Source organism: Promicromonospora sp. NPDC050880 (genome assembly GCF_044456525.1).
Taxonomy (GTDB): Bacteria; Actinomycetota; Actinomycetes; order Actinomycetales; family Cellulomonadaceae; genus Promicromonospora.
The window spans coordinates 236,014-261,767 of the sequence record NZ_JBITFV010000001.1 but is presented as its reverse complement, the minus strand read 5'-3'; the positions used below and the strand labels follow the sequence as shown (position 1 = coordinate 261,767).

General features: G+C 73.6%; 22 protein-coding genes. 7 read left to right on the top strand and 15 right to left on the bottom strand.

Translation table 11 applies throughout. The features are described from left to right. Window positions 1-12 precede the first annotated feature (12 nt). The 7 genes from ACIBBF_RS01250 to ACIBBF_RS01220 all read right to left on the bottom strand — a co-directional run bounded on the left by ACIBBF_RS01250 (window position 13) and on the right by ACIBBF_RS01220 (window position 5,100). Window positions 13-483, bottom strand: a complete 471-nt coding sequence (locus ACIBBF_RS01250) for a VOC family protein (protein WP_397409658.1) — start codon at window positions 481-483, stop codon at window positions 13-15. Between the two features lie 52 nt (window positions 484-535). Beyond that, a complete protein-coding gene (locus ACIBBF_RS01245; RefSeq protein ID WP_397409656.1) occupies window positions 536-997 on the bottom strand; it encodes a helix-turn-helix domain-containing protein in 462 nt (153 codons plus the stop codon). Between the two features lie 41 nt (window positions 998-1,038). Beyond that, window positions 1,039-1,800, bottom strand: coding sequence for a MerR family transcriptional regulator (locus ACIBBF_RS01240; protein ID WP_397409654.1), 762 nt, complete (start codon window positions 1,798-1,800; stop codon window positions 1,039-1,041). A gap of 35 nt (window positions 1,801-1,835) precedes the next feature. Then, entirely contained in the window at window positions 1,836-2,627 is a 792-nt protein-coding gene (locus ACIBBF_RS01235; protein WP_397409652.1) for an ABC transporter permease, read from the bottom strand. After that, on the bottom strand, window positions 2,624-3,424 hold the full coding sequence (locus tag ACIBBF_RS01230) for an ABC transporter ATP-binding protein (RefSeq protein ID WP_397409650.1): 801 nt from the start codon (window positions 3,422-3,424) through the stop codon (window positions 2,624-2,626). The genes ACIBBF_RS01235 and ACIBBF_RS01230 overlap by 4 nt, the downstream gene beginning before the upstream one ends. Window positions 3,425-3,467: 43 nt before the next feature. After that, window positions 3,468-3,851 carry a YciI family protein gene (locus ACIBBF_RS01225; protein WP_397409648.1) on the bottom strand — a complete coding sequence of 128 codons (384 nt, stop codon included), beginning with the start codon at window positions 3,849-3,851 and terminating at the stop codon, window positions 3,468-3,470. Between the two features lie 346 nt (window positions 3,852-4,197). Continuing rightward, complete coding sequence (locus tag ACIBBF_RS01220; RefSeq protein WP_397409646.1) at window positions 4,198-5,100, bottom strand: SDR family oxidoreductase; 903 nt, start codon at window positions 5,098-5,100, stop codon at window positions 4,198-4,200. Window positions 5,101-5,194: 94 nt separating this feature from the next. Here ACIBBF_RS01220 and ACIBBF_RS01215 point away from each other — a divergent pair, with 94 nt between their 5' ends. Beyond that, window positions 5,195-5,794 carry a TetR/AcrR family transcriptional regulator gene (locus ACIBBF_RS01215; RefSeq protein ID WP_397409644.1) on the top strand — a complete coding sequence of 200 codons (600 nt, stop codon included), beginning with the start codon at window positions 5,195-5,197 and terminating at the stop codon, window positions 5,792-5,794. Here the strand turns inward: ACIBBF_RS01215 and ACIBBF_RS01210 are convergent. From ACIBBF_RS01210 to ACIBBF_RS01185, 6 genes are all read right to left on the bottom strand, one after another. Further along, on the bottom strand, window positions 5,791-6,078 hold the full coding sequence (locus ACIBBF_RS01210; RefSeq protein ID WP_397409642.1) for a UBP-type zinc finger domain-containing protein: 288 nt from the start codon (window positions 6,076-6,078) through the stop codon (window positions 5,791-5,793). The genes ACIBBF_RS01215 and ACIBBF_RS01210 overlap by 4 nt on opposite strands. Window positions 6,079-6,237: 159 nt before the next feature. Next, window positions 6,238-7,263 (bottom strand): 1-aminocyclopropane-1-carboxylate deaminase, encoded by a 1,026-nt coding sequence (locus ACIBBF_RS01205; protein WP_397409640.1) that lies wholly within the window; start codon window positions 7,261-7,263, stop codon window positions 6,238-6,240. Between the two features lie 13 nt (window positions 7,264-7,276). Continuing rightward, a complete protein-coding gene (locus tag ACIBBF_RS01200; protein WP_397409638.1) occupies window positions 7,277-8,041 on the bottom strand; it encodes a GntR family transcriptional regulator in 765 nt (254 codons plus the stop codon). 747 nt (window positions 8,042-8,788) lie between these two features. Further along, a complete protein-coding gene (locus ACIBBF_RS01195; RefSeq protein WP_397409636.1) occupies window positions 8,789-10,402 on the bottom strand; it encodes an amidohydrolase family protein in 1,614 nt (537 codons plus the stop codon). An 81-nt stretch (window positions 10,403-10,483) separates the two neighbouring features. Then, window positions 10,484-11,731 carry a glycosyl hydrolase gene (locus ACIBBF_RS01190; RefSeq protein ID WP_397409634.1) on the bottom strand — a complete coding sequence of 416 codons (1,248 nt, stop codon included), beginning with the start codon at window positions 11,729-11,731 and terminating at the stop codon, window positions 10,484-10,486. Window positions 11,732-11,789: 58 nt separating this feature from the next. Next, window positions 11,790-12,812, bottom strand: a complete 1,023-nt coding sequence (locus ACIBBF_RS01185; protein WP_397409632.1) for a LacI family DNA-binding transcriptional regulator — start codon at window positions 12,810-12,812, stop codon at window positions 11,790-11,792. A 155-nt stretch (window positions 12,813-12,967) separates the two neighbouring features. Here ACIBBF_RS01185 and ACIBBF_RS01180 point away from each other — a divergent pair, with 155 nt between their 5' ends. The 6 genes from ACIBBF_RS01180 to ACIBBF_RS01155 all read left to right on the top strand — a co-directional run bounded on the left by ACIBBF_RS01180 (window position 12,968) and on the right by ACIBBF_RS01155 (window position 20,884). Continuing rightward, window positions 12,968-14,254, top strand: coding sequence for an ABC transporter substrate-binding protein (locus ACIBBF_RS01180; RefSeq protein WP_397409630.1), 1,287 nt, complete (start codon window positions 12,968-12,970; stop codon window positions 14,252-14,254). Window positions 14,255-14,282: 28 nt separating this feature from the next. Then, on the top strand, window positions 14,283-15,218 hold the full coding sequence (locus ACIBBF_RS01175) for a carbohydrate ABC transporter permease (RefSeq protein WP_397409628.1): 936 nt from the start codon (window positions 14,283-14,285) through the stop codon (window positions 15,216-15,218). A gap of 41 nt (window positions 15,219-15,259) precedes the next feature. Further along, complete coding sequence (locus ACIBBF_RS01170) at window positions 15,260-16,123, top strand: carbohydrate ABC transporter permease (RefSeq protein ID WP_397409626.1); 864 nt, start codon at window positions 15,260-15,262, stop codon at window positions 16,121-16,123. After that, a complete protein-coding gene (locus tag ACIBBF_RS01165; protein ID WP_397409624.1) occupies window positions 16,120-18,453 on the top strand; it encodes a glycoside hydrolase family 3 N-terminal domain-containing protein in 2,334 nt (777 codons plus the stop codon). Before ACIBBF_RS01170 ends, ACIBBF_RS01165 begins: the two co-directional genes overlap by 4 nt. Further along, entirely contained in the window at window positions 18,450-19,754 is a 1,305-nt protein-coding gene (locus ACIBBF_RS01160) for a glycoside hydrolase family 125 protein (RefSeq protein ID WP_397409622.1), read from the top strand. Before ACIBBF_RS01165 ends, ACIBBF_RS01160 begins: the two co-directional genes overlap by 4 nt. 161 nt (window positions 19,755-19,915) lie before the next feature. Then, on the top strand, window positions 19,916-20,884 hold the full coding sequence (locus ACIBBF_RS01155) for a patatin-like phospholipase family protein (RefSeq protein ID WP_397409620.1): 969 nt from the start codon (window positions 19,916-19,918) through the stop codon (window positions 20,882-20,884). 39 nt (window positions 20,885-20,923) lie between these two features. Here ACIBBF_RS01155 and ACIBBF_RS01150 read toward each other — a convergent pair whose 3' ends face one another. Further along, a complete protein-coding gene (locus ACIBBF_RS01150) occupies window positions 20,924-22,579 on the bottom strand; it encodes a LuxR C-terminal-related transcriptional regulator (RefSeq protein WP_397409618.1) in 1,656 nt (551 codons plus the stop codon). Window positions 22,580-22,935: 356 nt separating this feature from the next. Next, a complete protein-coding gene (locus ACIBBF_RS01145) occupies window positions 22,936-25,695 on the bottom strand; it encodes a hypothetical protein (RefSeq protein ID WP_397409616.1) in 2,760 nt (919 codons plus the stop codon). Window positions 25,696-25,754: the final 59 nt, after the last annotated feature.

Below are 25,754 nucleotides of genomic sequence, written 5' to 3'. Positions count from 1 at the left end.
CCGGCGCGCGGCTCAGGCGTGCGGTGCGTCGCCGCCCCAGCGCGCGATGTCCTCCTCCGTCACGGTGACGGGACCCCGTGCTGGCTGGGTCATGCGGATGTGGTTGCCGAACGGGTCCCGGAACGCCGCGTCGACGCCGTAGGGCTGCTGGGTCGGCAGCTCCGTGAACTCGACGCCGAGGGCGCTGAGCCGCTCGTACTCCGCCTGGCAGTCGTCGGTGTTGAGGATGCAGGCGACGCCGAGCGCGCCCTTCGTGAGCAGGTCGCGCACCTGGGCGGCCGACTCCTCGCTCAGCGCGGGCGGCGCGGGAACCTCCAGCAGCAGGTGCCGGTCGGGGTCGGCGGGCAGCGCGACGGTGAGCCAGCGCATGAAACCCATGTCGACGTCGGCGCTCACCTCGAAACCGAGGGTGCCGACGTAGAAGTCGAGGGCCTCCTGCTGGTCGAGGACACGGACGGCGGTGATGGCGATGGATGTGAGCATGCCGCCAATCTAGGGTCGGCCTTGCCGCGCCCGCTTCTCCGAAATCGCTCGATCAGCGCGCGCCGGCAGGCCGGGTCCACGCCCGCGTGAAGCAGCCGGGCGCGAGCAGCGGCGCCGCGGTCCGCCGGTAGGAGGTCGGGGACGAGCCGACGATGTCGTGGAACGTGCGGCTGAACGTGCCGAGGCTCTGGAACCCGACGGCGACCGACACCTCGGTCACGGGCGTCGCGGTGTCCCGCAGCAGCGCCATCGCCCGCTCGATCCGGCGCCGCTGGAGATACCGGTGCGGGGTCTCGCCGAACGCCGCCTTGAACGCGCGGATGAAGTGCGACGGCGACACGTGGGCGACGGCGGCGAGCGCCGCGACGTCGAGCGGCTCCGCGAAGGAACGGTCGATGGCGTCGCGCGCCCGCAGCAGACGCCGGTTGTCGGCCTCGCGCGCGGCAGTCGCGCGGGCCTGCGCCAGGCCGGCGGGCGGCGCGCCGGACGGCGTCGTGCGCGTCGTGATCGCCATGGCACCAGGGTAGGGCCGGCTCCGCCTCCGGCAGGATGCACTCAGCTCACCCGTTCCTGCCGGGTCCAGCCGGACCACCCGCGCTCCGCGAGCAGCGCCTCCAGACGACGGCCCCCGGGCACGGAGTCGAGCGCGATCGAGTCGAAGAGCTCGACGAGCCCCTCCTCCATCCCGCGCGCGGACTCGTCCGCCCAGTCCGCGTGCCGGTCGAGCAGGGCCGCCACCTTGTCTGCCACACCGGGCAGCCGGGGGTCGTCGGGCGCCCAGTCGACCCCTTCCCCGATCGCCTGGAGCACGGCGACGAACTCCTCGTCGTCGAGCAGGCGGCTCTTGGCCGCCATCGCCTGCGCCACCTGCCCGGGGGTCAGGACGGCCAGCGAGAGGATCCAGCTGTCCCGCTCGATCTCGACGACCCGCTCGGGGATTCCGAGCTCACGCCACCGGTCGAGGTAGGCGGCGCCCTCCGGCGGAAGGGCCAGGCTGTCCCCCGCCGCGAGCCGGGCGATCCGGTCCCGGTGCCGTTCCCGTTCCTCGATCTCCGCGCGGAGCCGCGTGTCGATCTCGGCGACGGCTGCCGCGAGCTCGGCCTCGTCGGCCCGCAGCAGCTCCTGCACCCGCGCCAACGGCACCCCGGCGTCCGCGAGGATCTTGATCCGGATCAGGTCGACGGCAGCCTGGGCACCGTAGCGCCGGTAACCCGAGTGGTCGCGGGCGGGCTCCGGGAGCAGACCCTTGGCGTGGTAGTGCCGCACTGCGCGCGTCGTCACCCCGGCGTACGACGCGAGCTGGCTGATCGTCAGCATGTGCCCAGTCTCCTCTCCCGAGCCTGCCGCCCGGACTACCGAACCGGCACGACAGCGAACTGCCGCCGCGCCCAGAGGTATCCGCCCAGCCCGATCACCACGCACCAGCCGACGGCGAGCCAGCCGTCCGCCCCGGCCGGGGTGCCGGCGACCAGTGCCCGGAGCGTCTCGATGACGGGCGTGAACGGCTGATGCTCCGCGAACTGGCGCAGCCCCGCGGGCATCTGGTCCGTGGGGACGAACCCGCTGCTGACGATCGGCAGCACCATCAGCACCAGCGGGGTGTTGCTCGCCGTCTCGACGCTGCCCGCGGCCAGCCCCATCGCAACGGTCAGCCACGTGAACGAGAACGCCAGGAGCAGCACGAGCCCGGCGGCAGCGAGCCAGCCGGCCGGCCCGGCGTCCGGCCGGAACCCGAGCAGCAGCGCGAACCCGACCATCACCGAGAGCGCGAGCAGCGTGCGGACCACCGCGCCCAGGACGTGTCCGGCAAGCACCGACGTCCGGGCGATGTCCATGGTCCGGAACCGGTCGAACATCCCGCCGGTCCGGTCGATCGCGACGGCGACGGCGGTGCCGTTCGCCACGCTGGACACCGTCATGACCCAGATCCCGGGCACCAGGTAGGCCAGGTAGTCGGCGCGCGAGCCGCCGCCGTCGACCGGGAGGCCGGCACCGAGGGTGCCGCCGAACACGTAGACGAACAGCAGCAGGAACACGACCGGGATCGCGACCAGCATGAGGGCCAGCGACGGGTACCGGCTCAGGTGTCGCAGGTTACGGCGCAGCATGGTCAGCGAGTCGCGGAGGACGTACGTGGCGCTCACCGTGCGGTCACCCCCTGGACGCCGGCCTCGTCGCCCGTCGGCGCGCGCCCGGTCAACGCGAGGAAGACGTCGTCGAGGTTCGTGCTCTCGCCGGGGACCTGCGCCTTGAGCTCGGCCGGCGTCCCCTCGGCGACGAGCCGCCCGCCGTCCAGGACTCCGACCCGGTCGGCCAGCGCGTCCGCCTCGTCCAGGTACTGGGTGGTCAGGAGCACGGTGACGCCGTCGGCCACCTGGTCCCGGACCACCTGCCAGACCTCCCGGCGGCTGCGGGGGTCGAGCCCGGTGGTGGGCTCGTCCAGGAAGATGAGCCGCGGCCGGGTGATCAGGGTCATCGCCAGGTCCAGCCGGCGCTGCATGCCGCCGGACCAGGTCAGGACGCGCCGGTCGGCGGCGTCCACCAGGTCGAACCGGTCGAGCAGCGCCGCGACGTCGCGTGCGGCGTCGGCCCGGCCGAGGTGGGCGAGGTCGGCCATGAGCCGCAGGTTCTCCCGGCCGGTGAGGAACGGGTCGATCGCGGAGAACTGGCCGGTGACGCCGATCCGCGCCCGGACCAGCGCGGCCGACCGCCGGACGTCGTGGCCGCCGACCCGCACCACGCCCGCGTCGGCGGCCAAGAGCGTGGACAGGATGTTGACCATCGTCGTCTTGCCGGCGCCGTTCGGCCCCAGGAGCGCGTACACGGAGCCGGCGGCGACGACGAGGTCCACTCCGTGGAGCACACGATGGTCGCCGAACGACTTGCGGAGCCCGGCGACCTCGATCGCGGGGGTCACGGTGGTGCTGTCTGCTGTGGTCATGACCGCAGCGTGCAGGGTTGCCGCAGGGGCAAGGTCAAGCGGGTCAGTCGTCCGGCATCGAGCGGCGGGGGCCGACCGGGCCTGTCGCGCGCGGGAAGGCGAGGGAGCCTGCCGCGACCCACCACTCCATGACGTCGTACGTGAGCCGCCCGGCGACGACGGACGGGTCGCCGTCCGACAGGCGGGCCGCCTCGGCGCGGTCGCAGGCGAAGACGGACATGCCGCGGTAGGCCGGGTCGGTCTGCTCGCCGAACGGACCGTTGGCGACGATCAGACCGCGCCGGGCCAGCTCGGCACGGTAGGCGAGGTGGCGCGCCTGGAGCGCGTCGAGCTCGTCGTCCGGCAGCTCGGGCGCATCGTCCGGACGGCGCAGGACGACGACCGTCAGGACGTCGAACGCGTCCGGGATGTCGGGGTTACGCGCCACCTCGTCAGGTTACGACCAGCACACCGGATGCGCCCCGCCGGGACGGGCAGCCAGGCCCGGACGCCTGCCGCGCGGGCGGCGGGTGCTCCAGGGTCGGCCCCTCTGCCGCGCGGGCGGCAGGTGCTCCAGGGTCGGCCCCTCTGCCGCGCGGACGGCGGGTGCTCCAGGGTGGGTCCCTCTGCCGAAGGTGTGTTGCTCCGCGTAGACATTGTCGACGCGGAGCAACACACCTTCGCGGGAGGGTCGACCCACCCGGCGAGTCAGCGCGCCCACAGCGAGGCCCTCCACGAGGGCAGGTTCGCTCTGCGTAGACATTGTCGACACGGAGCAACACACCCCCGCGGGGTCACTCCACCGGCGCCGTGTACGCGCCCGCCGCGATGTCCTCGACCAGCGTGGGGCCGGTCGGCTCCCAGCCGAGCCACTCCCGCGTCCGGGTGCTGGTCGCCGAGCCCTCCATGCCGAACCAGCGGCCGATCCAGCCGAAGTGCTCGGCGGCGTCGTCCGGGTCGATCGACGTGACCGGAAGGTCGAGCGCCTGCCCGACGGCCTCGGCGATCTCCCGCGTGGGGACGCCCTCCTCGGCGGTCGCGTGCAGGCGTACGCCGGCCGGGGCCTTGGCCAGGGCGAGCGCGACGAGCCGGGCGGCGTCGGACCGGTGGACCGCCGCCCAGCGGTTGGTGCCGTCGCCCGGGTACCCGGAGACGCCGCGGCGTCGGGCCGCCTCGACGACCGCGGCGACGAACCCGTGGTCGCCCGCGCCGTGGACCGTGGGCGCGAACCGGAGGGCCACCGCGTGCACGTCGCGGTCGACGAGGCCGAGCGCCAGGTTCTCCGCGCCGCCGCGCGGTGAGTCGGGGCCGTGGGCCGGGGACGGGTCGTCCTCGGTGGCCGGGCGGCCGTCCGTCAGCCCCGCGACGCCCGCCGCGAGCAGGAACGGCCGGCCCGTGCCGGACAGCGCCTCGCCGATGGTCTCGACGGCGGCACGCTCGGCCGCGTTCGACACGGCCGGGTTCGCGAAGTCGTGCTTGTTCGCGAGGTGCAGCACGGCGTCGGCGGCCGCGGCCCCGCGCCGGATGCCGTCGAGGTCGTCCAGGTCGCCGCGCTGCACGCTGACGCCCTTGGCGGCCAGGGCGGACGCCGACGCGTCGGACCGGGCCAGCGCCGTGACCGTGTGACCGTCGGCGAGCAGCTCGTCGACGGCGGCAGAACCGATCCAGCCGGATGCTCCGGTGACGAATACCTGCATGGTGGAGTCCTTCCAGTGATGTCAGTGACTGATGTCAGCCACCGACATCACCGTACGCCTGAAGTCAGTTGCTGTCATCACCTAGACTGTGCGCATGGCCCGATGGCAACCCGGTACGAGCGGACGACTGCAGGCTGCCGCCCTGGAGCTGTTCGCCAGCCGCGGCTACGAGCAGACGACGGCCGCCGAGATCGCCCAGGCGGTGGGCCTCACCGAGCGAACCTTCTTCCGGCACTTCAGCGACAAGCGTGAGGTGTTGTTCCGGGGGCAGGAACAGCTGACCGACGCGTTCCTCCGGGGCATCACGGCGGCGCCTGACGATGCCGCGCCGATGGACGTCGTGGCCGCCGGGCTGGACTCCGGAACGGCGATCTTCCCCGACGAGCGCCGACCGCACTCCCGCTTGCGGCAGTCGGTGATCGAGCAGAACCCCGCCCTGCAGGAACGGGAACGGCACAAGATGTCCCACCTGGCGGCGACGATCGGCGACGCGCTACGGGCCCGCGGCGTCGGCGAGCCTGCGGCGACCCTCGCCGCGGAGTCCGCGAGCACGGTGTTCGGCATCGCGTTCATCCAGTGGATCCGCGAGGGCGAGGACCGCTCGCTCACGGAGATATCCCGGACCGTGCTGAGCGAGCTGCGCGGCCTGGCAGGCGGAAACCCTGCCCGGCACCCTGCCCAGCAACCTGCCTAGCGCAGCGAGGCCAGGACCGCCGTCGGCACCGACGCCTCGTCCACGTAGCACCAGCCCCAGCCCTCGCCCGGCTCGATCGACCGCATGAGCGGGTGCCCCGTGGCCTCGAAGTGCGCCGTGGCATGCTTGGCCGGCGAGGAGTCGCAGCAGCCGACCTGCCCGCACACGAGGCAGCTGCGCAGGTGCACCCACGTGCCACCCAGGGCGAGACACTCCGGGCAGCCCGCCCGCTCGGCGGGCTCGAGGACGGCGACCTGGTCCAGGTGCGTGCAGTCGGTGCTCATGGTCTCGTCCTCACGTCGATCGGCCGGCTCCCGGCGCGGCAGCATCGCGCGCGCCTGCCGGAATTCTAGGCCGCCACGGAGTCTCGTTCGACGGTGGCAGCACATCCCCCGAGCCCCGGCATGCCGCCCGCCCCGACCGACGCCGGGGCGGGCGAGCGCTCAGTGGTCGGCGAAGAGGCCGCCGTACGCGTTCAGGGCCGGCTGGCCGCCCAGGTGGGCGTAGAGCACGGTGCTGTCGGCGGGAATGTCGCCGCCGGTCACGAGGTCGACCAGGCCGGCCATCGACTTGCCCTCGTAGACGGGGTCGATGATCACGCCCTCCAGACGCCCGGTCAGCCGGATCGCCTCCAGCGTGGACTCCACGGGGATCCCGTACTCGTCGCCGGCCCACCCCGGCAGCACGATGATCTCGTCCTCGCGCAGCGGGCGGCCCACCCCGATGAGCTCCGCCGTGGAGCGGGCGATCCGAGCCACCTGGTCGCGGGTCTCGTCGAGCTTCGCGCTGGCGTCGATGCCGATCACGCGCCGCGGACGGCCGCCCGCCTCCTCCAGCGCCGCGAACCCGGCGATCATGCCCGCCAATGTGGACCCGGTGACCGCGCACACGACCACCGTGTCGAAGAAGACGCCCAGCTCGCGCTCCTGCTCCTCGACCTCGTAGGCCCAGCGCGCGAACCCGAGGCCGCCCAGCCGGTGGTCGGAGGCTCCGGCCGGGATCGCGTACGGGGTGCCGCCGCGCTCGGTGACGTCGTCGATCGCGCGGGCCCAGGAGTCCTTGAAGCCGATGCCGAACCCGGCCGGGTCGAGCCGCACCTCGGCGCCCATGATCCGGCTGAGCATGATGTTGCCGACGCGGTCGGCGACCGAGTCCGGCCAGTTCACCCAGTTCTCCTGGACCAGCACCGCCTTCAGCCCCAGTGAGGCCGCGACGGCCGCCACCTGGCGCGTGTGGTTGGACTGGTAGCCACCGATCGACACCAGGGTGTCCGCACCCTGGGCGAGAGCGTCCGGCACCAGGTACTCCAGCTTGCGGGTCTTGTTGCCGCCGTAGGCGAGGCCCGCGTTGCAGTCCTCGCGCTTGGCCCAGATCTCGGCACCGCCGAGGTGGGCCGTGAGGCGCGGCATCGGGTGCACCGGGCTCGGGCCGAAGGTGAGGGGGTGGCGGGGGAAGTCGGACAGGGGCATGGGTTACTCCTCGTCAGCGGGTGGGCGGGTCAGCGGGCGGGTCGGCGGGGACGGCCGCGGGTGGGTCGGCGGGCGCGGCTGCGGGCGCGGCTGCGGGCGAGGCGGCAGGCGCGGCTGCGGGCGAGGCGGCGGCCTCGTCGGTCGGCAGGGTGTACCAGGTGTCGAAGGCGACGGCGGCCGCTGCCTCCGCGTCGCCGGCGGCGCACAGCCGGATCAGGTCGTCGTGCCGGGCGAAGGACGCCCGCCCGCCCAGCGACGAGAAGCGCAGCCGTTCGGCCCGGCGCAGCACGGGCGTGAACTGGTCGAGCACCGAGGCCAGCGCCCGGTTCGCCGCCACGGCGACGGGCACGTGGTGCAGGACGTCGTCGGCACGCAGCGCCCCGTCGACGTCGCCCCGCTCGATCGCCGCGCGGAACTCGCGGGCGGCGTCGCGCATGCTGGCGAGGTCACCGTCGGTGAGGGCGGGCACGGCGTCACGCACGGCCACCTGGTGCATCGCGGCGACGACGTCGCGCGCACCACGCACCTCGCGCAGGTCCAGCGAGGCGACCGTCGTGGAGCTGCCCGGCCTGGCCACGACCAGCCCCGCCTCCGCCAGGCGGAGCAGCGCCTCGCGCACCGGCGTGCGACTGACGCCGAGCCAGGCCGCGAGCTCGCCGTCCCGCAGCTGCTCTCCCGGGGCGAAGCTGCCGTCGACGATGGCGTCGCGGAGACGACCGTAGACGTCGTCGCGCAGGAGACGACGGCCGATGGCAGGGACGCTCACTGGAATGGGCATGCAATATATTGCATACCAGATGAACCGTCCTGGCAAGAGCCGGGTGGGCCCGCGCCCACCCCGCTGACTGTCCCGGCGGCGGCGTCCTGGCTGGCTGTCCTGGCTGGCTGTCCTGGCTGGCTGTCCTGGCTGGCTGTCCTGGCTGGCTGTCCTGGCTGGCTGTCCTGGCTGGCTGTCCTGGCTGGCCGACCTCGCCGGCCGACCTCGCCGGCCGACCTCGCCGGCCGACCTCGCCGGCCGACTGACGCGCCCGGCACCGGCTGGCTCCCGGCGAGACCGGCGTCGTGCCCCGGTCCGGCGCACGACTTCGGTCCCTTGCTCTTACCTCACGCGTGACATCGGTCAATTGCCGCGAGATCGGCCCTCCGATGGACCGATCTCGGAGCAAGCGACCGATGCCGCGGTCTGCCGCCCCTCAAGTGACCGAAGTCAGGTCCGGGGCCGGGGGCCGGACGGGTCACGCACGCGAGGCCGAGCAGCCACCACAGCAGGTCACCGCCGAACACCCGAGCCAGACAGCCACCACCAGGCAGCGAACCACGTAGCCCAACCAACCAGCCCAACCACGTAGCCCAACCAACCAGCCCAACCAACCAGCCGAACCAACCAGCCGAACCAACCAGCCGAACCAACCAGCCGAACCAACCAGCCGAACCAACCAGCCGAACCAACCAGCCACCAACGTCGAACCACCGAACCAAACACCCATAACCAAACACCCATAACCAAACACCCACCATCAAACACCTACACCCCGACCACCAAACCCGAACCGTGCCGCAGCGCCCGCCCCGGCCGGGCCGTCGTGCGGATGCCGTCCTCGACCACAGGGGTACCACCCACCAGCACCCACGGGATGCCGGCGGCAGTGAGACGCGGCTCGTCCGGCGTCGCCCGGTCGGCCACCGTGGCCGGGTCGAAGACCACGACGTCGGCCACGTACCCCTCCACGATCCGCCCACGGTCGGTCAGTCCGAGCCGCGCCGCGGGCCGGGCGGAGAGGTGCACGACCATCTCCGCGAGCGACAGCACACCCTCCTCCCGCACGTACCGCCCGAGGTACCGCGGGAACGTGCCCGAACCTCGCGGGTGCGGCTTGGCGCCGACCAGGATGCCGTCGCTGCCCCCGGTGTGCCGGCGGTGCCGCATGATCTCGCGCACGTTCTGCTCGTCGCCCACGTGCTGCAGGATGCTCGTGCCGAGCCGGTCGGCGAGCAGCAGGTCGAAGAACACCTCGGCGGGCGCGCGTCCCTCGTCCAGCGCGATGCGGGCCACGGTGCGGCCCACCCGGTCGCCGAGCGCGGCGTCGCGCACGCCCGCGATCTCGATGCTGTCCCAGTCCACGGGCACGCCGTGGCAGCCGTCACTGCCCACGACCTCGACCTCGTGCGCGATCCACGCCCGCTCGCCGGGGTCGCGCAGCCGCGCGAGCGTGCGCTCCGGACCACCGACGGCGGCGCGGCTCGGCAGCAGCGCGGACAGCGTGGTCGACCCGGGAAGGTAGGGGTAGGAGTCGAGCGTGACGTCGACGCCCGCCTCGATCGCCCGGTCCACGAGCGCGAGCAGCTCACCGGCCCGCCCGCGGTTCTCCGGGAAGTTCATCGTGGCGTGCGTCAGGTGCAGCGCGCACCCGGCCCGGTGCGCGACGTCGACCATCTCGGCGTACGCGTCCAGGGCGCCCGCGCCGTAGGAGCGCTGGTGCGGGGCGTAGAACCCGCCGTGCCGCGCGACCACCTCGGCCAGCGCGACCAGCTCGTCCGTGTCGGCGAAGATGCCGGGCACGTAGGTGAGCCCCGACGACATGCCGAACGCCCCCTCGCGCATCCCCTGGTCCACCTGCGCGCGCATCGCGGCGATCTCGCCCGGCGTGGCCCGCCGGTCGCCCGTGCCCACCACGTTCATCCGGATGGTCCCCTGCGGCAGCAGGTACGCGACGTTGGTGGCGCTCCCCCGCCGGTCCACCTCGGCGAGGTACTCCGCCACGGAGCGCCATGCGAAGTCCACGCCGTCCGGGATGCCGTTCCAGCCCGCGATCTGCTCGCGCACGGTCGCCATCGTCTCGTCGGTGACCGGTGCGTACGAGAGCCCGTCCTGCCCGATCACCTCCGTGGTCACGCCCTGGGTCACCTTCGCCAGGTGCGCGCCGTCGGCCAGGACCGCGAGGTCGGAGTGCGCGTGCATGTCGACGAAGCCAGGCGCGACGGCCAGGCCGTCGGCGTCGATCACGCGCGCGCCCGGGGCGTCGATCCGTCCGCCGACGGCGGCGATGCTCCCGTCGCGAACCAGCACGTCGCCGGTCACGGGCGGGGCGCCGCTGCCGTCGACGACCAGGCCGCCGCGCAGGAGCAGGTCGCCGGTCATCGGTTCACCGCTCCCGTGGCCGGCCCCGCCGCCACGGGGCGTCCCGCACCGGCCGCAGCCACCGCGCGCTTCCTGGGGATCTCAGCGCGGGTCGACACGGACCAGGTCCCGGATCCCACGGGCGTCGAGCGCAGCGCCGTCCGCAGCCGTCGCGCTGGTCACCACGGCCACGGCCACGCCGTCCTCGCGCAGCGCGTGCCAGCGCTCGAAGACCGCGCCGCCCGGGCCGAGCGCGGGGCGGGAGACGGGCAGGTCGTCGGCGTCGACGTCGACCACCACCGCGACGGTCCGCCCGGGCGTGGCCGCGGACCCGGCGCGCCGGGCGTCCGCCACGAGCTCCGCGAAGCGCCGGCCCAGCGGCTTGACCCGGTTCTCGGTGTCGAGCAGGCCGAGGGAGTACTCCAGGTCCTTGTAGTCGCCCAGCTCACGGGTCACGTCGTGCGAGCACCACCAGGTGACCGCGTACAGGTCGTCCGTGGTCAGCGCCGCCTCGATCGTGCGCGCGCAGAACTCCGGCATCTCCGCCTCGGCGAGGTTCATCGACGGTGCCCCGACCTCCTGGAGCCACACCTGCCGGTTCGGGTCCGTGGCGAACGCCTTGGACAGCTCGATCATCCACTCGGCGTGGCGCACCGACTGCGGCGACAGCGCGCCGTAGGTCGCGGCGGTGCCGTTGAAGATCCAGGAGTGCACCGTGGTCATGTCGCCCTGGCGGGCGGCGTGCACCGGCACGAACGGGTGCTCGTCGCGGTACCAGAGGTGGTCGTTCTCGCTGTGGGTCACCACGTGGCGAGGGTCCCGGTCGCGCGGCGCCTGCAGGAGCGACGTCAGCCAGTGCGTCACCTCGTCCCGCTTGGCGGGCATCGCGGCCGGGTTGGGTCGCTGGAACTGGTTGAGCTCGTTGCCGAGCGTGAGCCCCAGGAAGTTGGGCTTGTCGCGGACGGCGTCGTAGACCGCCGCGACGAGCGCCGCCTGCGCCTCGATGGCCGGCTGGTCGGTGAACATGTTGCCGTCGTGCCAGTTCACGAGCCAGGCCGGCACGAAGTCGAAGCCCGACATGTGGCCCTGGATCACGTCCACCGCGATGTCCAGGCCGTGCTCGGCGGCGAGGTCGGCCACGAGCGCGATGTCGTCCAGCGCCCGCTGCCGGATCAGGGTGCGGTTGGGCTGCAGCACCGGCCAGAGCGGGAAGACCCGGACGTGGTCGACGCCGAGCGCCGCGATCGCCTCGAAGTCGGCGCGCACGACTGCGGGGTCGATCGCCATCCACTGGAACATCCAGTCCTTCGACGGGGTGTAGTTGACGCCGAAACGCGGGGTGGTGGTCAAGGGCCTGCCTCTCAGGTGACTCAGGATTCCCGGGCGCAAGCAGCCCGGGCGGGGTAGCTCAGGCACGGGTGCCGGGGGCCGCGGACGTCGACTCGCGCACCATCAGCCGGCGGCCGCCGACCATCTGCGACGTGACGTCCTCGCCGCGCACCAGCCGTTCCAGGAGGGCGACGGCGGTGCGGGCGCTCTCCTCGACCGGCGCGTCGAGCGCGGTCAGGCGGGGCCGCACGAGGGTGGACACCCAGGAGTCCTCCCACGCGACCACGGAGAGCCGGTCCGGCACGCTCACCCCGAGCTCGGGGGCGTGCGCGACGATCTCGGCGGCGATCACCTCGCTGTCGACGATGATCGCCGTGACGTCGCCGATGCGGCCGAGCAGGTCGGCCACGGGGTCGGGCGCCTCGGCGTCCCAGACCGCGTAGGACGGCTCGACGCCGTGGTCGGCGGCGGCGGCCGCGAACCGCCGGTCGCGGGCCTGGGTGTGCGCCAGGCCGGGCGCGTCGTTGATCCGCGCGACGCGACGGTGCCCCAGGCCGGTCAGGTGGGCGAGCACGTCCGCGAACGCGGCGTCGTCGCGCACCGTGACCGCGGGGACCGCGGCGTCCACGGGGGCACCGAGCACCACGGCGGGCGCGCCGAGCTGCCCCACGAGGTCGAGCCGCGGGTCGTCGGTGCGGGCGTCGACGAGCAGGAACGCGTCGACGCGCTGCTCGGCCCACCACTCGCGGTAGACGCGCGCCTCGTCGTCCGCCCCGACGAGCGTGAGGCTGAGCGACCAGCCGATGTCGGCCAGGGGCTGGGTGAGCCCGGCAACCAGCCTCATGAAGAAGGGGTCGCGACCGAAGGTGTCGCTCGCGCGGGCGATCACCAGCCCCAGGCTGCGCCCACCCTGGCCGGACACCTTGCGGCTGGCGTAGTTGGGGCGCCAGTTGAGCTCGTCGGCGGCCTGCCGGATGCGCTCGGCGGTGGCGGCCGAGACGTTGGGCCGCCCGTTGAAGACGTGGGACACCGCGGACGGCGACACGCCGGCACGGCGGGCCACCGCGGCGATCGTTGCTCGTTTCGGGGGTGTTTCGGTCACGTGCCAGACACTACGGGGGTTGACCCTCCAAAGTAAAGCGGTATACATTCGCGGCCAGCCAGATTGTGTACCGCTTTACAAGGCCCGGCACGCGGACGTGCCCCGCCGTCTCGGCCGATACATCGCAGTTCCGGATCGAAGCTCCAGGAGGTCCCGTGACACAGGGCATCACCAGACGCACGCTGCTCGGTGCAGCGCTCAGCGGCGGCATCATCGCGCCGCTGCTGTCCGGGTGCGGGGCGCTCGTGCCCGCGTCCAGCGGCCCGAACGCCCTGACCGTGCACACCCAGATCAGTGGCGCCGTCGCCGGCGCGCAGGTGTTCTCCGACGTCGTCGCCGCCTACCAGCGCGCCACCGCGCGCCAGGTCGCGCTGCTGAAGAACGGCTCCGACCTGCCGATCGTCTTCGAGACGAGCACCCTGGCGGGCAAGGAGGCGGACGTCGCCATCGTGAACATGATGGGCCGCACGCTGTCCTGGACCCGCCTGGGCGCCACCGTGCCGGTGAACGACTACCTCGACGACTGGGGCCTGCGGGACCTGATCATCCCCGAGGCGCTGACGGAGTGGACCGACGAGGAGGGCCGCCTGCGCGCCTTCCCGTTCACCCGCACCAACTGGCCGGTGTCGTTCAACACCGGGCTGCTGGAGGAGGCGGGCGTCGGCGCGATCCCGACGACGTCGGACGAGCTGATCGCCGCCGCGGACGCCCTGCGGTCCAAGGGCATCGGCCCCGTGACCGTGGGCGGCTCCGACTGGAGCGGCCAGAAGATGTTCCTGCAGATCCTCCAGGGCTTCATCACCCAGGACGAGGCACGCACCGTGTTCTCCACCGGCAAGATCTCCGAGAGCCCGGGCGCGATCAAGGGCGTCGAGCACTTCGTCGAGCTGCGCGACGCCGGCGTCTTCGTCGACAACGTCCAGGGCTACACGTCCGACTCCGAGCTCACGCAGTTCAACACCCGCAAGGCCGCCATCGTCCCGGCGATGTCGTCGGCCCTCGCGCTGGTGCCGAACGAGCGCGCGGCCGAGGTGACCGTGGGCGGCTGGCCCGTGCCGTCCAGCGGCGGCGTGCTGGAGCGCCCGAGCGTCATCAAGAGCTTCAACGGCCACGGCATCTGGATCAGCGAGAACGGCCTCGAGAAGCTCGACCTGATCAAGCCGTTCGTGCAGAACCTGTACACCCCCGAGGTCACGGACCAGTTCATCCTCGGGTCCGGCCGCGACATGAGCCGCATCACCGACACGGTCAGCCAGGACTTCCCGCTGGTCGCCCAGGGCTCGCGGCTCACCGACGACGACGTGACTCCCGTGATGCTGCCCGACCTGCTCATCCCCGACGCCGTGTTCGAGCCGATGATCCAGGCGACCGCGCTCGCCTACGGGTCCGCCCCGGCCGACCGCATCATCGACGCCTTCGAGAAGTCGTACCAGGCGGTCTGACCGCTCGAGCTGGGAAAGGACCCCACCCATGACCGCGCTCCTCGACGCCGGCCGCCCCGACACCACCGGTGACGGCACCGCCGCCGTCACGCCCGCCCGCCGCCGCGGGACGCTCCGCGACCGGTTCCCCGGCCTCGCCCTGCCCGCGCTGATCTGGTACGCGGTGTTCATGATCGGCCCCGTGGTCGCGATGTTCGTCATCGCGTTCCTCTCGTGGCCGGGCATGCTCACCACGCCCACCCCCGCAGGCCTCGACAACTTCGCCCGCGTCTTCGCCGACGAGACCTTCTGGACGGCGACCGCGAACTCGGCGGTGCAGATCGTCGTCGGCCTGCCGATCATGATCGGCCTCGCGTTCCTGCTCGCCTTCTACGTGGTGCAGAAGCCGCGCGGCCACCGCGTGCTGCGGTACCTGCTGTTCATCCCGGCGCTCATCTCCGCCCCGGCGACGGCGATGGTCTTCTACGCGATGCTCAACCCGGACGGCCTGGTCAACGGGTTCCTGCGCCCGCTGGGCCTGGAGGGCAACGAGTGGCTCGCCGACCCGGCCACGGCGCTCGGCGCCATCATCGCCGTCGAGCTGTGGAGCGGCATCGGCTACTCGGCGGTGCTCATCGCGTCGCGGCTCGACGGCGTCGAGAGCGAGATCGTGCAGGCCGCGCGCCTGGACGGAGCGGGCGACTGGCGGCTGGCCTGGCGCATGTACTGGCCCATCGCCCAGGACTTCATCGGAGTGGTCGCGATGCTCCAGTTCCTGTCCATGCTGTTCAACTCGGCGCAGACCGTGCTGCTGCTCACGCAGGGCGGCCCCGAGAACGCGACCACCACGCTCGCGTACCTCATCTACCGCAAGGCGTTCGTCGAGACCGACCTGGGCTACAGCCAGGCCGTCGGCGTCGTCCTCTTCGTGATCGGGCTGCTCGGGATGTGGGCGATCCGCCGCACGCTCCGCGCCACGCACTGATCCCCGCCCGATCTGCCTCACGACCTGCCCTGGAGACCCTCATGGCTCAGCGCGCCACCGTCGCCCGGCGACTCCCCCTGCGCGACCGCATCGGCTCGATCACGAGCGGCACGCTCGCGTGGATCTATGCCGCACTGCTGGTCATCCCCTTCTACTACTTCATCGTCTCCTCCTTCAAGACGAACGAGGAGATCTTCGAGTCGCCGCTGGCGTGGCCGACGACGTTCGACCTCTCCAACTTCACGACGGCGATCCAGCAGGCCGACCTCGGCCTCGCCGTCGCCAACTCCGCCCTGACCACGGTCGCCGCGCTCGTGCTGACCCTGCTGCTCGCCCTGCCGGCGTCGTTCGCGCTGGCGCGGGCGCGCGGGCGGGCCGGCAAGATCGTCGAGAGCGTCTTCGCTCTCGGGTTCCTCATCCCGTCGTTCGCGGCGCTGTTCCCCACGTTCCTGCTGGCCGCCGCGCTCGGCCTGTTCCACACCCGCACGTTCGTGGTCTTCCTGCTGCCGGCGACGGCACTGCCGCTGTCGATCGTCATCCTCACCTCGTTCATGCGCACCATCCCGCGTGAGCTGGAGGAGGCGGCCTCGATGGACGGCGCGTCGTCGCTCCAGGTGCTGCGGCAGGTCTACCTGCCCATCTGCGTGCCGGGCATCGCGACCGTGCTGCTGCTGAACTTCCTGTCGTTCTGGAACGCGTACCTGTACCCGCTGATCCTGATCGGCCCCGACACCGCGCAGCGCACCATCCAGGTGGCGCTGCCCACGCTCAAGGTCGACGCCGGCACCGACTACGGCGTGCTCATGGCCGGCACCCTGTTCACACTGTTGCCCGTGTACCTCGTCTACACCGTGCTCCAGCGCCAGATGCAGCGCGCGCTGCTGTCGGGGGCGGTCAAGGGATGACGCACCCCCACCTGTCGGACGTGCGGGCCACCCCGGTGACCCGCACGTCCGGCACGAGCGCGGCGTCGCTGCCGCTCGTCACCCGGATCGGCCAGGTCAACCAGCGTCTCAAGGGCTGGGAGGCGGTCCGCTGGGTCGACGGCGCACCCCGCGTCACCGACGTGCTGCGCCGCGAGGTGGACCGCTGGGGCGGGCTCGGCGCGGTCTACGGCGTGCTCCGCGCGGACCCGTGGTCCGCGGTGCGCTGGGACAACGGCGTACCGCCCGAGCGCAGCGCCGAGGCCTACGCCGCCGTGCAGGAGCACGTGACCGCCTACGGCGACGGCATCCCGGTGCTGTTCGTCGAGGAGGCACCCCACGGCCTCATGGCGCTGGGCGGCACCACGCTGCCCGTGAACCTCGCGCTCGGCGCCGGCATGGACGCCGACCTGACCGAGGAGCTCGCGGCCGCCGTCGCCGCCGAGGCCCGGGCCCGCGGCACCCACGTCGCGCTGGTCTCCGGGCTGGACGTGCTGCGCGACCCACGCTGGGGCCGCGCCGAGGAGTGCTTCTCGGAGGACCCGGCGCTGGCCGCCCTGCTGGTCACGGCCACGGTGCGGGGCATGCAGGGCACCGCCTCGGCCGGCGACCCGATCGACGGCGCGCACGTGGCCGTCGTGGCCAAGCACCTCGCCGCCCAGGGGGCCGGCATGGGCGGGCGCAACGGCTCGGGTGCGCCGATCGGCCGGCGCGAGCTCGGCGAGATCCACCTGCGGCCCGCGCACGCCGCCGCACGCGTGGGCGTCGCCGGCTTCATGGCTGCCTACAACGACATCGACGGGGTGCCGTGCAGCGCGAACGAGGACCTGCTCACGGGCACCCTCCGTGAGCGGTGGGGCTGGGAGGGCGTCGTCATGGCCGACGGCACCGCCGTCGACCGGCTCCGCGACAGCTCGCCCGACCCCGCCTCCGCCGCGGCCCTCGCCCTGCGGGCCGGCGTCGACCTGAGCCTGTGGGACGAGGCGTTCACGCACCTGGAGACCGCGATCGACCGCGGGCTCGTCGCGGAGGCGACGCTGGACCGCGCGGTCGACCGGGTGCTCGGCCTGAAGCGGCGGCTGGGCCTGCTCGGCGACGCACCTCGCGACGCCCCGGGGCAGGCCGACGGGACCGCCGGCCGTGACGTGGTGGCGCTCGTGGAGCGGGCCGCCCGGCAGTCCGTGGTCCTCGTCGACGACGGCGGGCTGCTCCCCCTGCACCCGGGCGCGACGGTGGCCGTCGTCGGGCCGAACGCGGACGACCTGGAGGCGCAGCTCGGCGACTACACGCCGCCGCGCCCCGTGCCCGATCCCGCTGCCTCGACCGTGCGCTCCGCGCTCACGGCCCGGTTCGGCGCCGGGCGCGTGCGGCACGCCGAGGGCAGCCGCCTGCGCGGGCCGCTCGACGATCCCGGCGCGCTCGACGCCGTGCGGGCCGCCTGCGCGGGCGCCGACGTCTGCGTCGTCGTGCTCGGCGGCACCAGCCGGCGCACCTACGACGACGAGTTCGCCGACAACGGCGCCGTCGCGGGCCCCGCCCGTGACACGACGAACGGCGAGGGCGTCGACCTGTCGTCGGTGGCGCTGCCCGAGGCGCAGCTCGCCGTGGCCCGCGCCGCGCGCGAGTCCGGGGTGCCGGTGGTCGGCGTCGTGATCGACGGACGGCCCCGCGCGCTGACCGCCCTCCGGGACCTGGTGGACGCGCTGCTCGTGGTGCCGTTCCCCGGCCCGGCCGGCGGGGAGGCGGTCGCCGCCGCGCTGTGCGGCGGGACGGCCTCCGGCCGGCTGCCCGCGACGTTCCCCGCCGACGACGGGGTGCTGCCCGTGGCGCACGACGAGCGGCGCGAGACCGCACGGGGCTACGTCGACACGGACGTGCTCCGGGCGCTGCCCTTCGGCACCGCGCACGTGGACGGCACGACGTCGCGTCTGGCCGGGACCGCGGACGGGCCGGCGATCACGGCGGCTGGCCTGGCCGACGGCGGCGCGGTGCGGCTGACCGTCGAGGTCACGAGCACCGCCGCGGCCGAACGGTCCCTCTCCGTGCCGCTCTACGGCCGCCGGCACGAGCCGGGTGTGCGGCCGCGGCGTCGGCAGCTCCTCGCCGTGCGGCGTACCGTCGTCCCCGCGGGCGGCACCACCACGGTGCCGTTCGACCTGGGCCTCGACCAGCTCGGGTCGTGGGCGGGCGGCGAGCCCGTGGCCGACCCGGTCACGCTCAGCATCTGGTGCACACCGGAGCCCGACCCGCCGGCCGACGCCGTCACGGTCCGGGTCACCGACGAGAACGGAGCCACTCCTTGGGAACGATGACGTCCACCCACCTCGACCCCGCGATCACGACGACGCTGCGGGACGCCGCCGACCGGGTCCGCGCCACCTCGGGCGCCCGGGTCGGGGACATGGTCGAGGCCGCGCTGCTGCGTACCCTCACCGACACGATCACCCTCGGCGAGGACGGCAGCGCGTTCGTCATCACCGGCGACATCCCCGCGATGTGGCTGCGTGACTCGACGACCCAGCTCACGCCCTACCTGCGGTTCCTCGGCTCGTGCCCGCCGCTGGCCGACCTGGTGGCCGCCGTCGTGCGCCGTCAGCTCGCCTGCCTGGACCACGACCCGTACGCGAACGCGTTCAACGACGGGCCGACGGGCGCCCACTACGACCCCGAGGACGTGTGCGACGACCCGCACGTCTGGGAGCAGAAGTACGAGATCGACAGCCTCGCCTACCCCGTGACGCTCGCCCACACCCTGTGGCGGGCCACGGGCCGCACGGACTTTCTCGACGAGCGGGCCCACCGGGTGCTGCGCACGATCGTGGACCAGCTCCGGACCGAGCAGGACCACGACGCGTCGGCCTACCGGTTCCAGCGCGACACCACCATCCCGACGGAGACGCTGGCCCGCGAGGGACGCGGCACCGCGGTCGGGCGCACGGGCATGACGTGGAGCGGGTTCCGCCCGTCCGACGACGCCTGCACCTACGGCTACAACGTCCCGGCGAACCTGTTCGCGGCACAGGCCCTGCTCGCCGTGGCCGACCTCGCCGCCGGGGTGCTCGGCGACGAGGAGCTGGCCGACGACGCGCGGACGCTGTCGGGCGAGCTCGTGACGGGTGTCGAGCAGTTCGGCATCGTCACGGAGCCCGGTCCGTCAGGCGACGAACCCGGCGTCCGCACGTACGCCTACGAGGTGGACGGGCTCGGCGGGGTGCTGCGGATGGACGACGCGAACACGCCGTCGCTGCTGTCGCTGCCGCTGATCGCCCCCGACGTGCTCGACGCGGACGTCTGGCGCGCGACCCGGGAGTTCGTGCTGAGCCCGGCCAACCCGTACTACATGACGGGCACGGCGGCGAGCGGCGTCGGCAGCCCGCACACCCTGCCGGGCCGCGTGTGGCCCATCGCGCTGGCCGTCGAGGCGCTCACGGGGACGCCCGAGGACCGGGTCCGGATCCTCGACGTCCTCGCCCGGACCGACGGCGGCACGGGGCGCATGCACGAGTCGTTCGACGCCTCGGACCCGACCGCGTACTCCCGCCCGTGGTTCTCGTGGGCCGACTCGATGTTCTGCGAGGTCGCCCTGGTGGTGGCGGACGAGACCGGCGCCTGACGACGTGTGCTAGCGTCGCCGCTGATCGTGATCCGAGCCGAGGAGGTGAGACCCGTGGACGCAGTGACCGTACCGGGCGCTCCCCCGCAGCCCACGATCGCGCGGCGGCGCTAGCCGCCTCCGGGAGCACCCGCCCACGCACCACGCGAGAGGCGACTCCCATGAGCACCACACCTTCTTCAGCCCTGCCCGCCGTGCCGTCCGTCGACGCCACCGGGCGCATACCCGCCGGCGAGCGTGCGCTCGTCCTGGGCGGTGGCGGATCCACCGGCAACGCGTGGCTGATCGGCGTCGTCGCCGGTCTGGCCGAGGCCGGGCTGGACGTGACCACCGCCGACCTCACCGTCGGTACGTCGGCCGGCTCGACCGCCGCGGCCCAGCTCGCGGGCGCGAGCCCGGCCGAGCTGCTCGACGGCGCCCTGACGGCCCCGCCGCCCCGGACCGCTCCGGCGAGCCCCGGGCGGACCGCCCCAGCGGCGTCCGGCAGGACCGACCCCGCGGCGCTGGTGACCGACCACCTGGCGCGGATGCGCGCGATCATCGACGCCGCCGCGGACCCGGCCGACCTGCGCCGCAGGGTGGGCGCGGCGGCCCTCGACCTGGCCGCGACGCAGGGCGAGCACCGGCAGGAGCGGTGGCGGGCGACCGTCGCCGCCCGGCTGCCCGTGCAGACCTGGCCCCGGCGGACGGTGCTGCTCACCGCCGTGGACGCCCGCACGGGCGCCCCGGTCGTGTTCGACCGGTCCAGCGGCGTGGACCTGGCCGACGCCGTGGCCGCGAGCTGCTCCAGCGGCGCCGCCTACGCGATCGGCGACGGCCGGTACATCGACGGCGGCTACCGCACCAACGCCGAGAACGCCGACCTGGCCGCCGGGTACGCGCGCGTGCTCGTGCTGTCGCCACTGGGCGGCCGGACGCTCACGCCGGCCGCCTGGGGGCTCGACCTCGCCACCCAGGTCGAGGCACTGCGGGCGGGCGGCAGCCGGGTCGAGACGGTTGTCCCGGGCCCCGGTGCGGAGCACCTGTTCGGCGTCAACGCGATGGACGGGACCCTGCGGCCGCTCGCCGCCCGGGCCGGCCGGGACCAGGGCAAGGCCCTCGCCGAGCGGCTGGGCGAGCTCTGGGGCTGACACGGTCCGGGCCGCGCGGGGCCGCACGGCCCCGCGCGGTCAGGCGCTCCGGGGTGTCTCCGGCGGGATCAGGCCGAGCTGGCCGGCGCGCGCGAGGGCGCTGGTGCGGCTCGACGCGTTGAGCTTGCGGTAGACCTTGCGCACCTGGGTGCGCACGGTGTTGACCGAGACGCCGTGGGCCGCCGCCATGCGTACAGCGCTGTCACCGGCGGCCAGCCCGGCCAGCACCGCGCGTTCCCGCCGGGTGAGCAGCACGATCGGTCCGGAGGTGGGGTGCCGGTCGTCGTCGGCGGAACGCATGGCCCCCACGTCGCGGGGGTCCGTGCCGGTCAGCCGGCACAGCTCCAGCATCTCGGAGCGGGGGAACAGCGCGAACGGGGCGTACAGCCCCTGCCGCCCGACCTCGACCGCGTGCTCGAAGCGCGCGCGGGCCCCGTCGAGATCTCCCGTGCGCAGGTGCGCCAGGGCGATGACGAGCTGGAGCTCCAGCGCGTCGCGCGGGGTCACCGCGGCGTCGCGCGCCGCCCGCCCGGCCACCGCCAGCGCACCGTCCGTGTCGCCGGCCAGGAGCCGCACCCGGGCGACGGGCGGCAGCAGGTCGCCGGCACCGGCGCTCTCGGCAAGCGCCACCACCCGGTTGCCCTCCCCGCTCGCGGCCAGCAGGTCGGCGTGCGCGCGCAGCAGCACGGGGTGCGCGCCAGGGCCCGGGCGGGCCGCCATCCCGTGCGCGAAGCAGGCCGCGTCCAGCCCGAGCAGACCGCTCACCGGCTCCCCGGAGGCCACCGCGTACGCCGCCCGGGCGGCCGCGAGGAACGGCCACAGGTCGCCCTGCTCCTCGGCGGAACCCGCCCGGTCGAGCGCCTGCCGCGCGGTGGAGAGGTCCAGCCGGTCGATCGCCAGGAGGGCCTGGGCGATGGTCGCACCCAGGAGCAGGTGCCCCTCGAGCCAGGCCGGCACCGGCCCGCTGCGCCGGATGCGCTCCAGCCAGGCCCCGGCCATCCCGTGGTGCCCGCGCACGGCGGCCAGCAGCGCGAGGTTCGCGGCAGCCGAGGCGCCCGCGAAGTGCTGGAACGGGGGCGGGCCTGCCTGCTCGTGGGCGCGCCGAAGGTGCCCGACCGCGTCGGCGGGACGTCCCGCGAGCATCTCTGTCACGCCCCGGTTCAGGGCGATCAGCCCCGGACGCCCCACGCGGCGGTCCGCGCTCCAGGGCAGCGCACCGGTGGCGTCCGTCCGGAGCAGGTGCTCCTCGAGCCAGGCGCCGATCCCCTCCGCCGTGCGGTACTGGCCGCGGGCCCGCGCCGCGTGCATCGCGAGCACCCCGGCGGCGACCGCGTCGCCGGGGCGCGTGAACGAGCGGAGCCGCTTCGACAGACGCACGCCGTGCAGCTCGAACAGGCGCATCGCGGCCCGGAGCCGGACGTCGTCACCCGCCTCGGCGAGCTGGTAGGCCAGCACGCCGGCCATGAGCAGCCGGGGACGCCGGGCAGTCACCGTGGCGGGCAGCCGTTCGAGCAGGCCGAGCAGCTCCGTGCCGTAGCGGGCGGGCAGCTCGAACCACCAGCGGTCCGCCAGGTCCTCCAGCGTGTCCAGGTCTCCCGCGGAGAAGGCCCGCAGAGCGCCGTCGTCAAGAGTCCGGCCGGTCCCTGCCCGGAACACCGGTGCGGACGGCTCCGCCCACGCAACATCGTCGGACAAAGTGGGTGCATCCCCTTTCCACCGTGCCGTCGGCGCGCTTCCGCGATGCCGGGTGCGGGCGCCGGGACGCCGTGTGGCCCCACGACCCGCGGGCGGGGGCGGAACGAGCGGCGTCTCCGGCGTCTTCCCTGTTCAAGGGCGCACCGGCACGGGTGCTGCAGGAGTGGTCCGTCGTTTCCGACGAACCATTCGACGGCACTATAAGACATTCGATAAACCGATTCACAGGGCGTTCGAAACGGCGGTCAAGATATGCCGCACAGATGGCAATTGACCGTTTCTTCTCCCCGTCGCGCGCCACGCCGGCGTCCCCTCGCGCCGCCACGTACGACGGCGGCGCGAGGGGACGGTGCGGGTCAGCCCACCGTGCGGCGTCGGGCGATCACGAGGGCCGCCACGCCGGTCAGCAGGAACAGCACCGCCAGGCCGGTCACCCCGGCGATGTCGGCACCGGTCGAGGCCAGCGCGCCGTCCGGGCCGTCGGCCGGACCGTCGGCCGGGCCGGGTGCCGGGGGCGCCGGAGGGCCGGCGTCGTCCGGGGTGACCGGGACCGTCGCGGTCGAGGGCGGCGAGGTGGGCGGCGGCGTGCCGCCCGGCGGGGTGCCGGTGGCCGTGGCCGTGTTGGTCAGCTCACCGGTCTCGAGATCGGCCCGGGTCACCTCGTAGGTCGCCGTGCAGGTCACGGACGCCCCCGGCGCCAGGTCGGCCGCCTCCTGCGGGCACTCCACCGGTGACAGCTCACCCGTCCCGGAGAAGTCGGAGTCGTCGACCGTGACGTCGGCCAGCGACACGTTGCCGGTGTTGGTCACCTCGAAGCTGTAGGTGATCTCCTGGCCCACCTCGGTGATCTTCTCGGTGTCCGAGGTCTTGACCACCTCGAGGCCGGGCTTCGGGGTCCCGGGGATGTCGACGGTCGACGGCGGCGACGTGGGCGGCGGGGTGTCCCCCGGCGGGGTGCCGGTGGCCGTGGCCGTGTTGGTCAGCTCCCCGGAGTCGAGGTCGGCCTGGGTGACCACGTAGCTCGCGGTGCAGGTCACCGTCGCCCCCGGCGCGAGGCTGCCGGCCTCCTGGGGACACTCGACCGGCGACAGCTCCCCCGAGCCGGAGAAGTCGGAGTCGTCGACCTCGACGTCGGTCAGCGTGACGTTGCCGGTGTTGGTCACCTCGAACGAGTAGACCACCTCCTGGCCCACCTCGGTGATCTTCTCGGTGTCCGAGGTCTTGACCACCTCGAGCCCGGGCGCCGGGGTGCTGGGGACCTCGACGGTCGACGGCGGCGACGTGGGCGGCGGGGTGTCCCCCGGCGGCGTGCCCGTGGCCGTGGCCGTGTTGGCCACCTCGCCCGAGTCGACGTCGGCCTGCGTGAGCGTGTAGGTGGCCGTGCAGGTCAGCGAGTCACCCGGGGCGAGGACGTCCGCCGGGCAGGTCGCGACCGGAACCTCGCCCGTGCCCGAGAACTCCGTCTCGTCGATCGTGATGTCGCTCAGCGACAGGTTGCCGGTGTTGGTCACCTCGAAGGAGTACGTGATCTCCTGCCCCACCGTGAAGGCCTCCGGGCCGGACGGCGACGCCGACTTCACGACGGTGAGGGCGGGGTCCGGCGCCTCGACGGGCGTGCTCGTCTCCGAGGGCGGCGAGCTGATCGGGGTGTCCGTGCCGGGCGGGGTGCCCGTGGCGGTCGCCGAGTTGTCGACGGAACCCGCCTCGACGTCCTCGTCGGTGACCACGTAGGGCTCGTCGGTGGTGCAGGTGACGGTGTCGCCCGGCTCGACCGAGGTCGCCTCGCAGGTGATCGCGCCCACCATGGGGTCGTCGATCGCCAGGTCGTCGATCGCGACGTCGCCCGTGTTGGTCACCTCGAAGGTGTAGGCGATGGTGTCACCGGTGTCCGTGATGCCGTTCTCGTTGACGTCCACGGGCTCGCCCGCGGTCTTGACGAGCGCCAGGCTGGGGTCGCCGAACGTGACGGTCGAGGGGTCCGGGTAGTCGAGGCCGATCGCCGAGATGTTGTCGGGACCGTTGGTGTAGCTGCCCGCCTCGTCGGCGGTGACGTCCACCGTGATGGTGCACGACGCCATGCCCGCGTCCAGGTTGCCCGTGGCGGCGACCGACGCGGCCCCGGCCACGGCGGTCACGTCACCGGCCGGGCAGGTGGTGGCGACGGCGGACGGGTCGGCGACGACCAGGCCGGCGGGGAGGTCGTCGGTGAACGACCAGCCGTTCTTGGCGGCCAGGTCGCTCGTGTTGGTGATCGTCAGCGTCAGGGTGGAGACACCGCCCGTGGCGACCGAGGTCGGGCTGAACGCCTTGTCGAGCTGCGGCGTCACGTCGAGCACGCGGATGTTGTCGTACGCGCCGTCGTTGCCGGTCCCGTCGCCGTTCTCGTTGCGCATCACGATGCCGAACTCTCCGCCGGTGACGAGCGTCGAGCCGTCGGCCGGGAAGCGGCCGCCGGTGACCACGCGGGTCGTGCCGTCCTGGGTCGGGGAGGTGTACTGCGTGCCCCGCGGATCGATGCACGGGTCGATCGCCGTGCTGGACACCGGGATCTCCGTCCCCTCGCCGTCGACGAGGTAGAACCGCAGCTCGGGGTGCGTGGCCTGACAGTTCTGCGCGACCGCGTCCACCGAGAACGTGACGAACCGGCCCTCGGTCGTCAGCGCCAGCGGGCTGGCCGTCCGGAACTGGACCTGGTTGTCCGCGGAGCTGCCCGACGTGTACGACGACGCCGCGGCGTTGCCCGCCGGGTCGGTGCCGTTGATGACGCCGAGCGTGTAGGGCAGAGCCGTCAGCGAGGTGAACGTCGCTGCGCCGAAGGCGTCGGGCTGCGTCCCGCTGCAGTCCCCGGCCACGCGGGTACTGGTCTGGTTGATGATGAAGCCGTTGCAGTCGTTGCGGTCCACCCAGAACGGATCGGCCGTGTAGGTGGTGCCGTCCGCGCCCGTGTAGTCCGTCAGGAGCACGTTCGAGCCGGCAGCCCGGTTCTCGAAGTCCTCGACGAAGAGCACCTGCGGGTCACCCGGCACCCCCGGGTTGCCCGGCGCGGCCACCGCGCTCGACGTCCCCGACGTCAACGACGTGGCCACCAGGCCCGCCCCGAGCAGGCTGAGCGTCATCAGGATCGCCGGGCCTCGTCTGTATCGACCGAGAGAGAACCCGCGGCGGGTCTTCGTCG

Coding starts and splice junctions, on each gene's coding strand:
- ACIBBF_RS01250 (WP_397409658.1), bottom strand. CDS start 483: ATGCTCACATCCATCGCCATCACCGCCGTCCGTGTCCTCGACCAGCAG.
- ACIBBF_RS01245 (WP_397409656.1), bottom strand. CDS start 997: ATGGCGATCACGACGCGCACGACGCCGTCCGGCGCGCCGCCCGCCGGC.
- ACIBBF_RS01240 (WP_397409654.1), bottom strand. CDS start 1,800: ATGCTGACGATCAGCCAGCTCGCGTCGTACGCCGGGGTGACGACGCGC.
- ACIBBF_RS01230 (WP_397409650.1), bottom strand. CDS start 3,424: ATGACCACAGCAGACAGCACCACCGTGACCCCCGCGATCGAGGTCGCC.
- ACIBBF_RS01220 (WP_397409646.1), bottom strand. CDS start 5,100: ATGCAGGTATTCGTCACCGGAGCATCCGGCTGGATCGGTTCTGCCGCC.
- ACIBBF_RS01215 (WP_397409644.1), top strand. CDS start 5,195: ATGGCCCGATGGCAACCCGGTACGAGCGGACGACTGCAGGCTGCCGCC.
- ACIBBF_RS01210 (WP_397409642.1), bottom strand. CDS start 6,078: ATGAGCACCGACTGCACGCACCTGGACCAGGTCGCCGTCCTCGAGCCC.
- ACIBBF_RS01205 (WP_397409640.1), bottom strand. CDS start 7,263: ATGCCCCTGTCCGACTTCCCCCGCCACCCCCTCACCTTCGGCCCGAGC.
- ACIBBF_RS01200 (WP_397409638.1), bottom strand. CDS start 8,041: ATGCCCATTCCAGTGAGCGTCCCTGCCATCGGCCGTCGTCTCCTGCGC.
- ACIBBF_RS01195 (WP_397409636.1), bottom strand. CDS start 10,402: ATGACCGGCGACCTGCTCCTGCGCGGCGGCCTGGTCGTCGACGGCAGC.
- ACIBBF_RS01175 (WP_397409628.1), top strand. CDS start 14,283: ATGACCGCGCTCCTCGACGCCGGCCGCCCCGACACCACCGGTGACGGC.
- ACIBBF_RS01170 (WP_397409626.1), top strand. CDS start 15,260: ATGGCTCAGCGCGCCACCGTCGCCCGGCGACTCCCCCTGCGCGACCGC.
- ACIBBF_RS01165 (WP_397409624.1), top strand. CDS start 16,120: ATGACGCACCCCCACCTGTCGGACGTGCGGGCCACCCCGGTGACCCGC.
- ACIBBF_RS01160 (WP_397409622.1), top strand. CDS start 18,450: ATGACGTCCACCCACCTCGACCCCGCGATCACGACGACGCTGCGGGAC.
- ACIBBF_RS01155 (WP_397409620.1), top strand. CDS start 19,916: ATGAGCACCACACCTTCTTCAGCCCTGCCCGCCGTGCCGTCCGTCGAC.
- ACIBBF_RS01145 (WP_397409616.1), bottom strand. CDS start 25,695: ATGACGCTCAGCCTGCTCGGGGCGGGCCTGGTGGCCACGTCGTTGACG.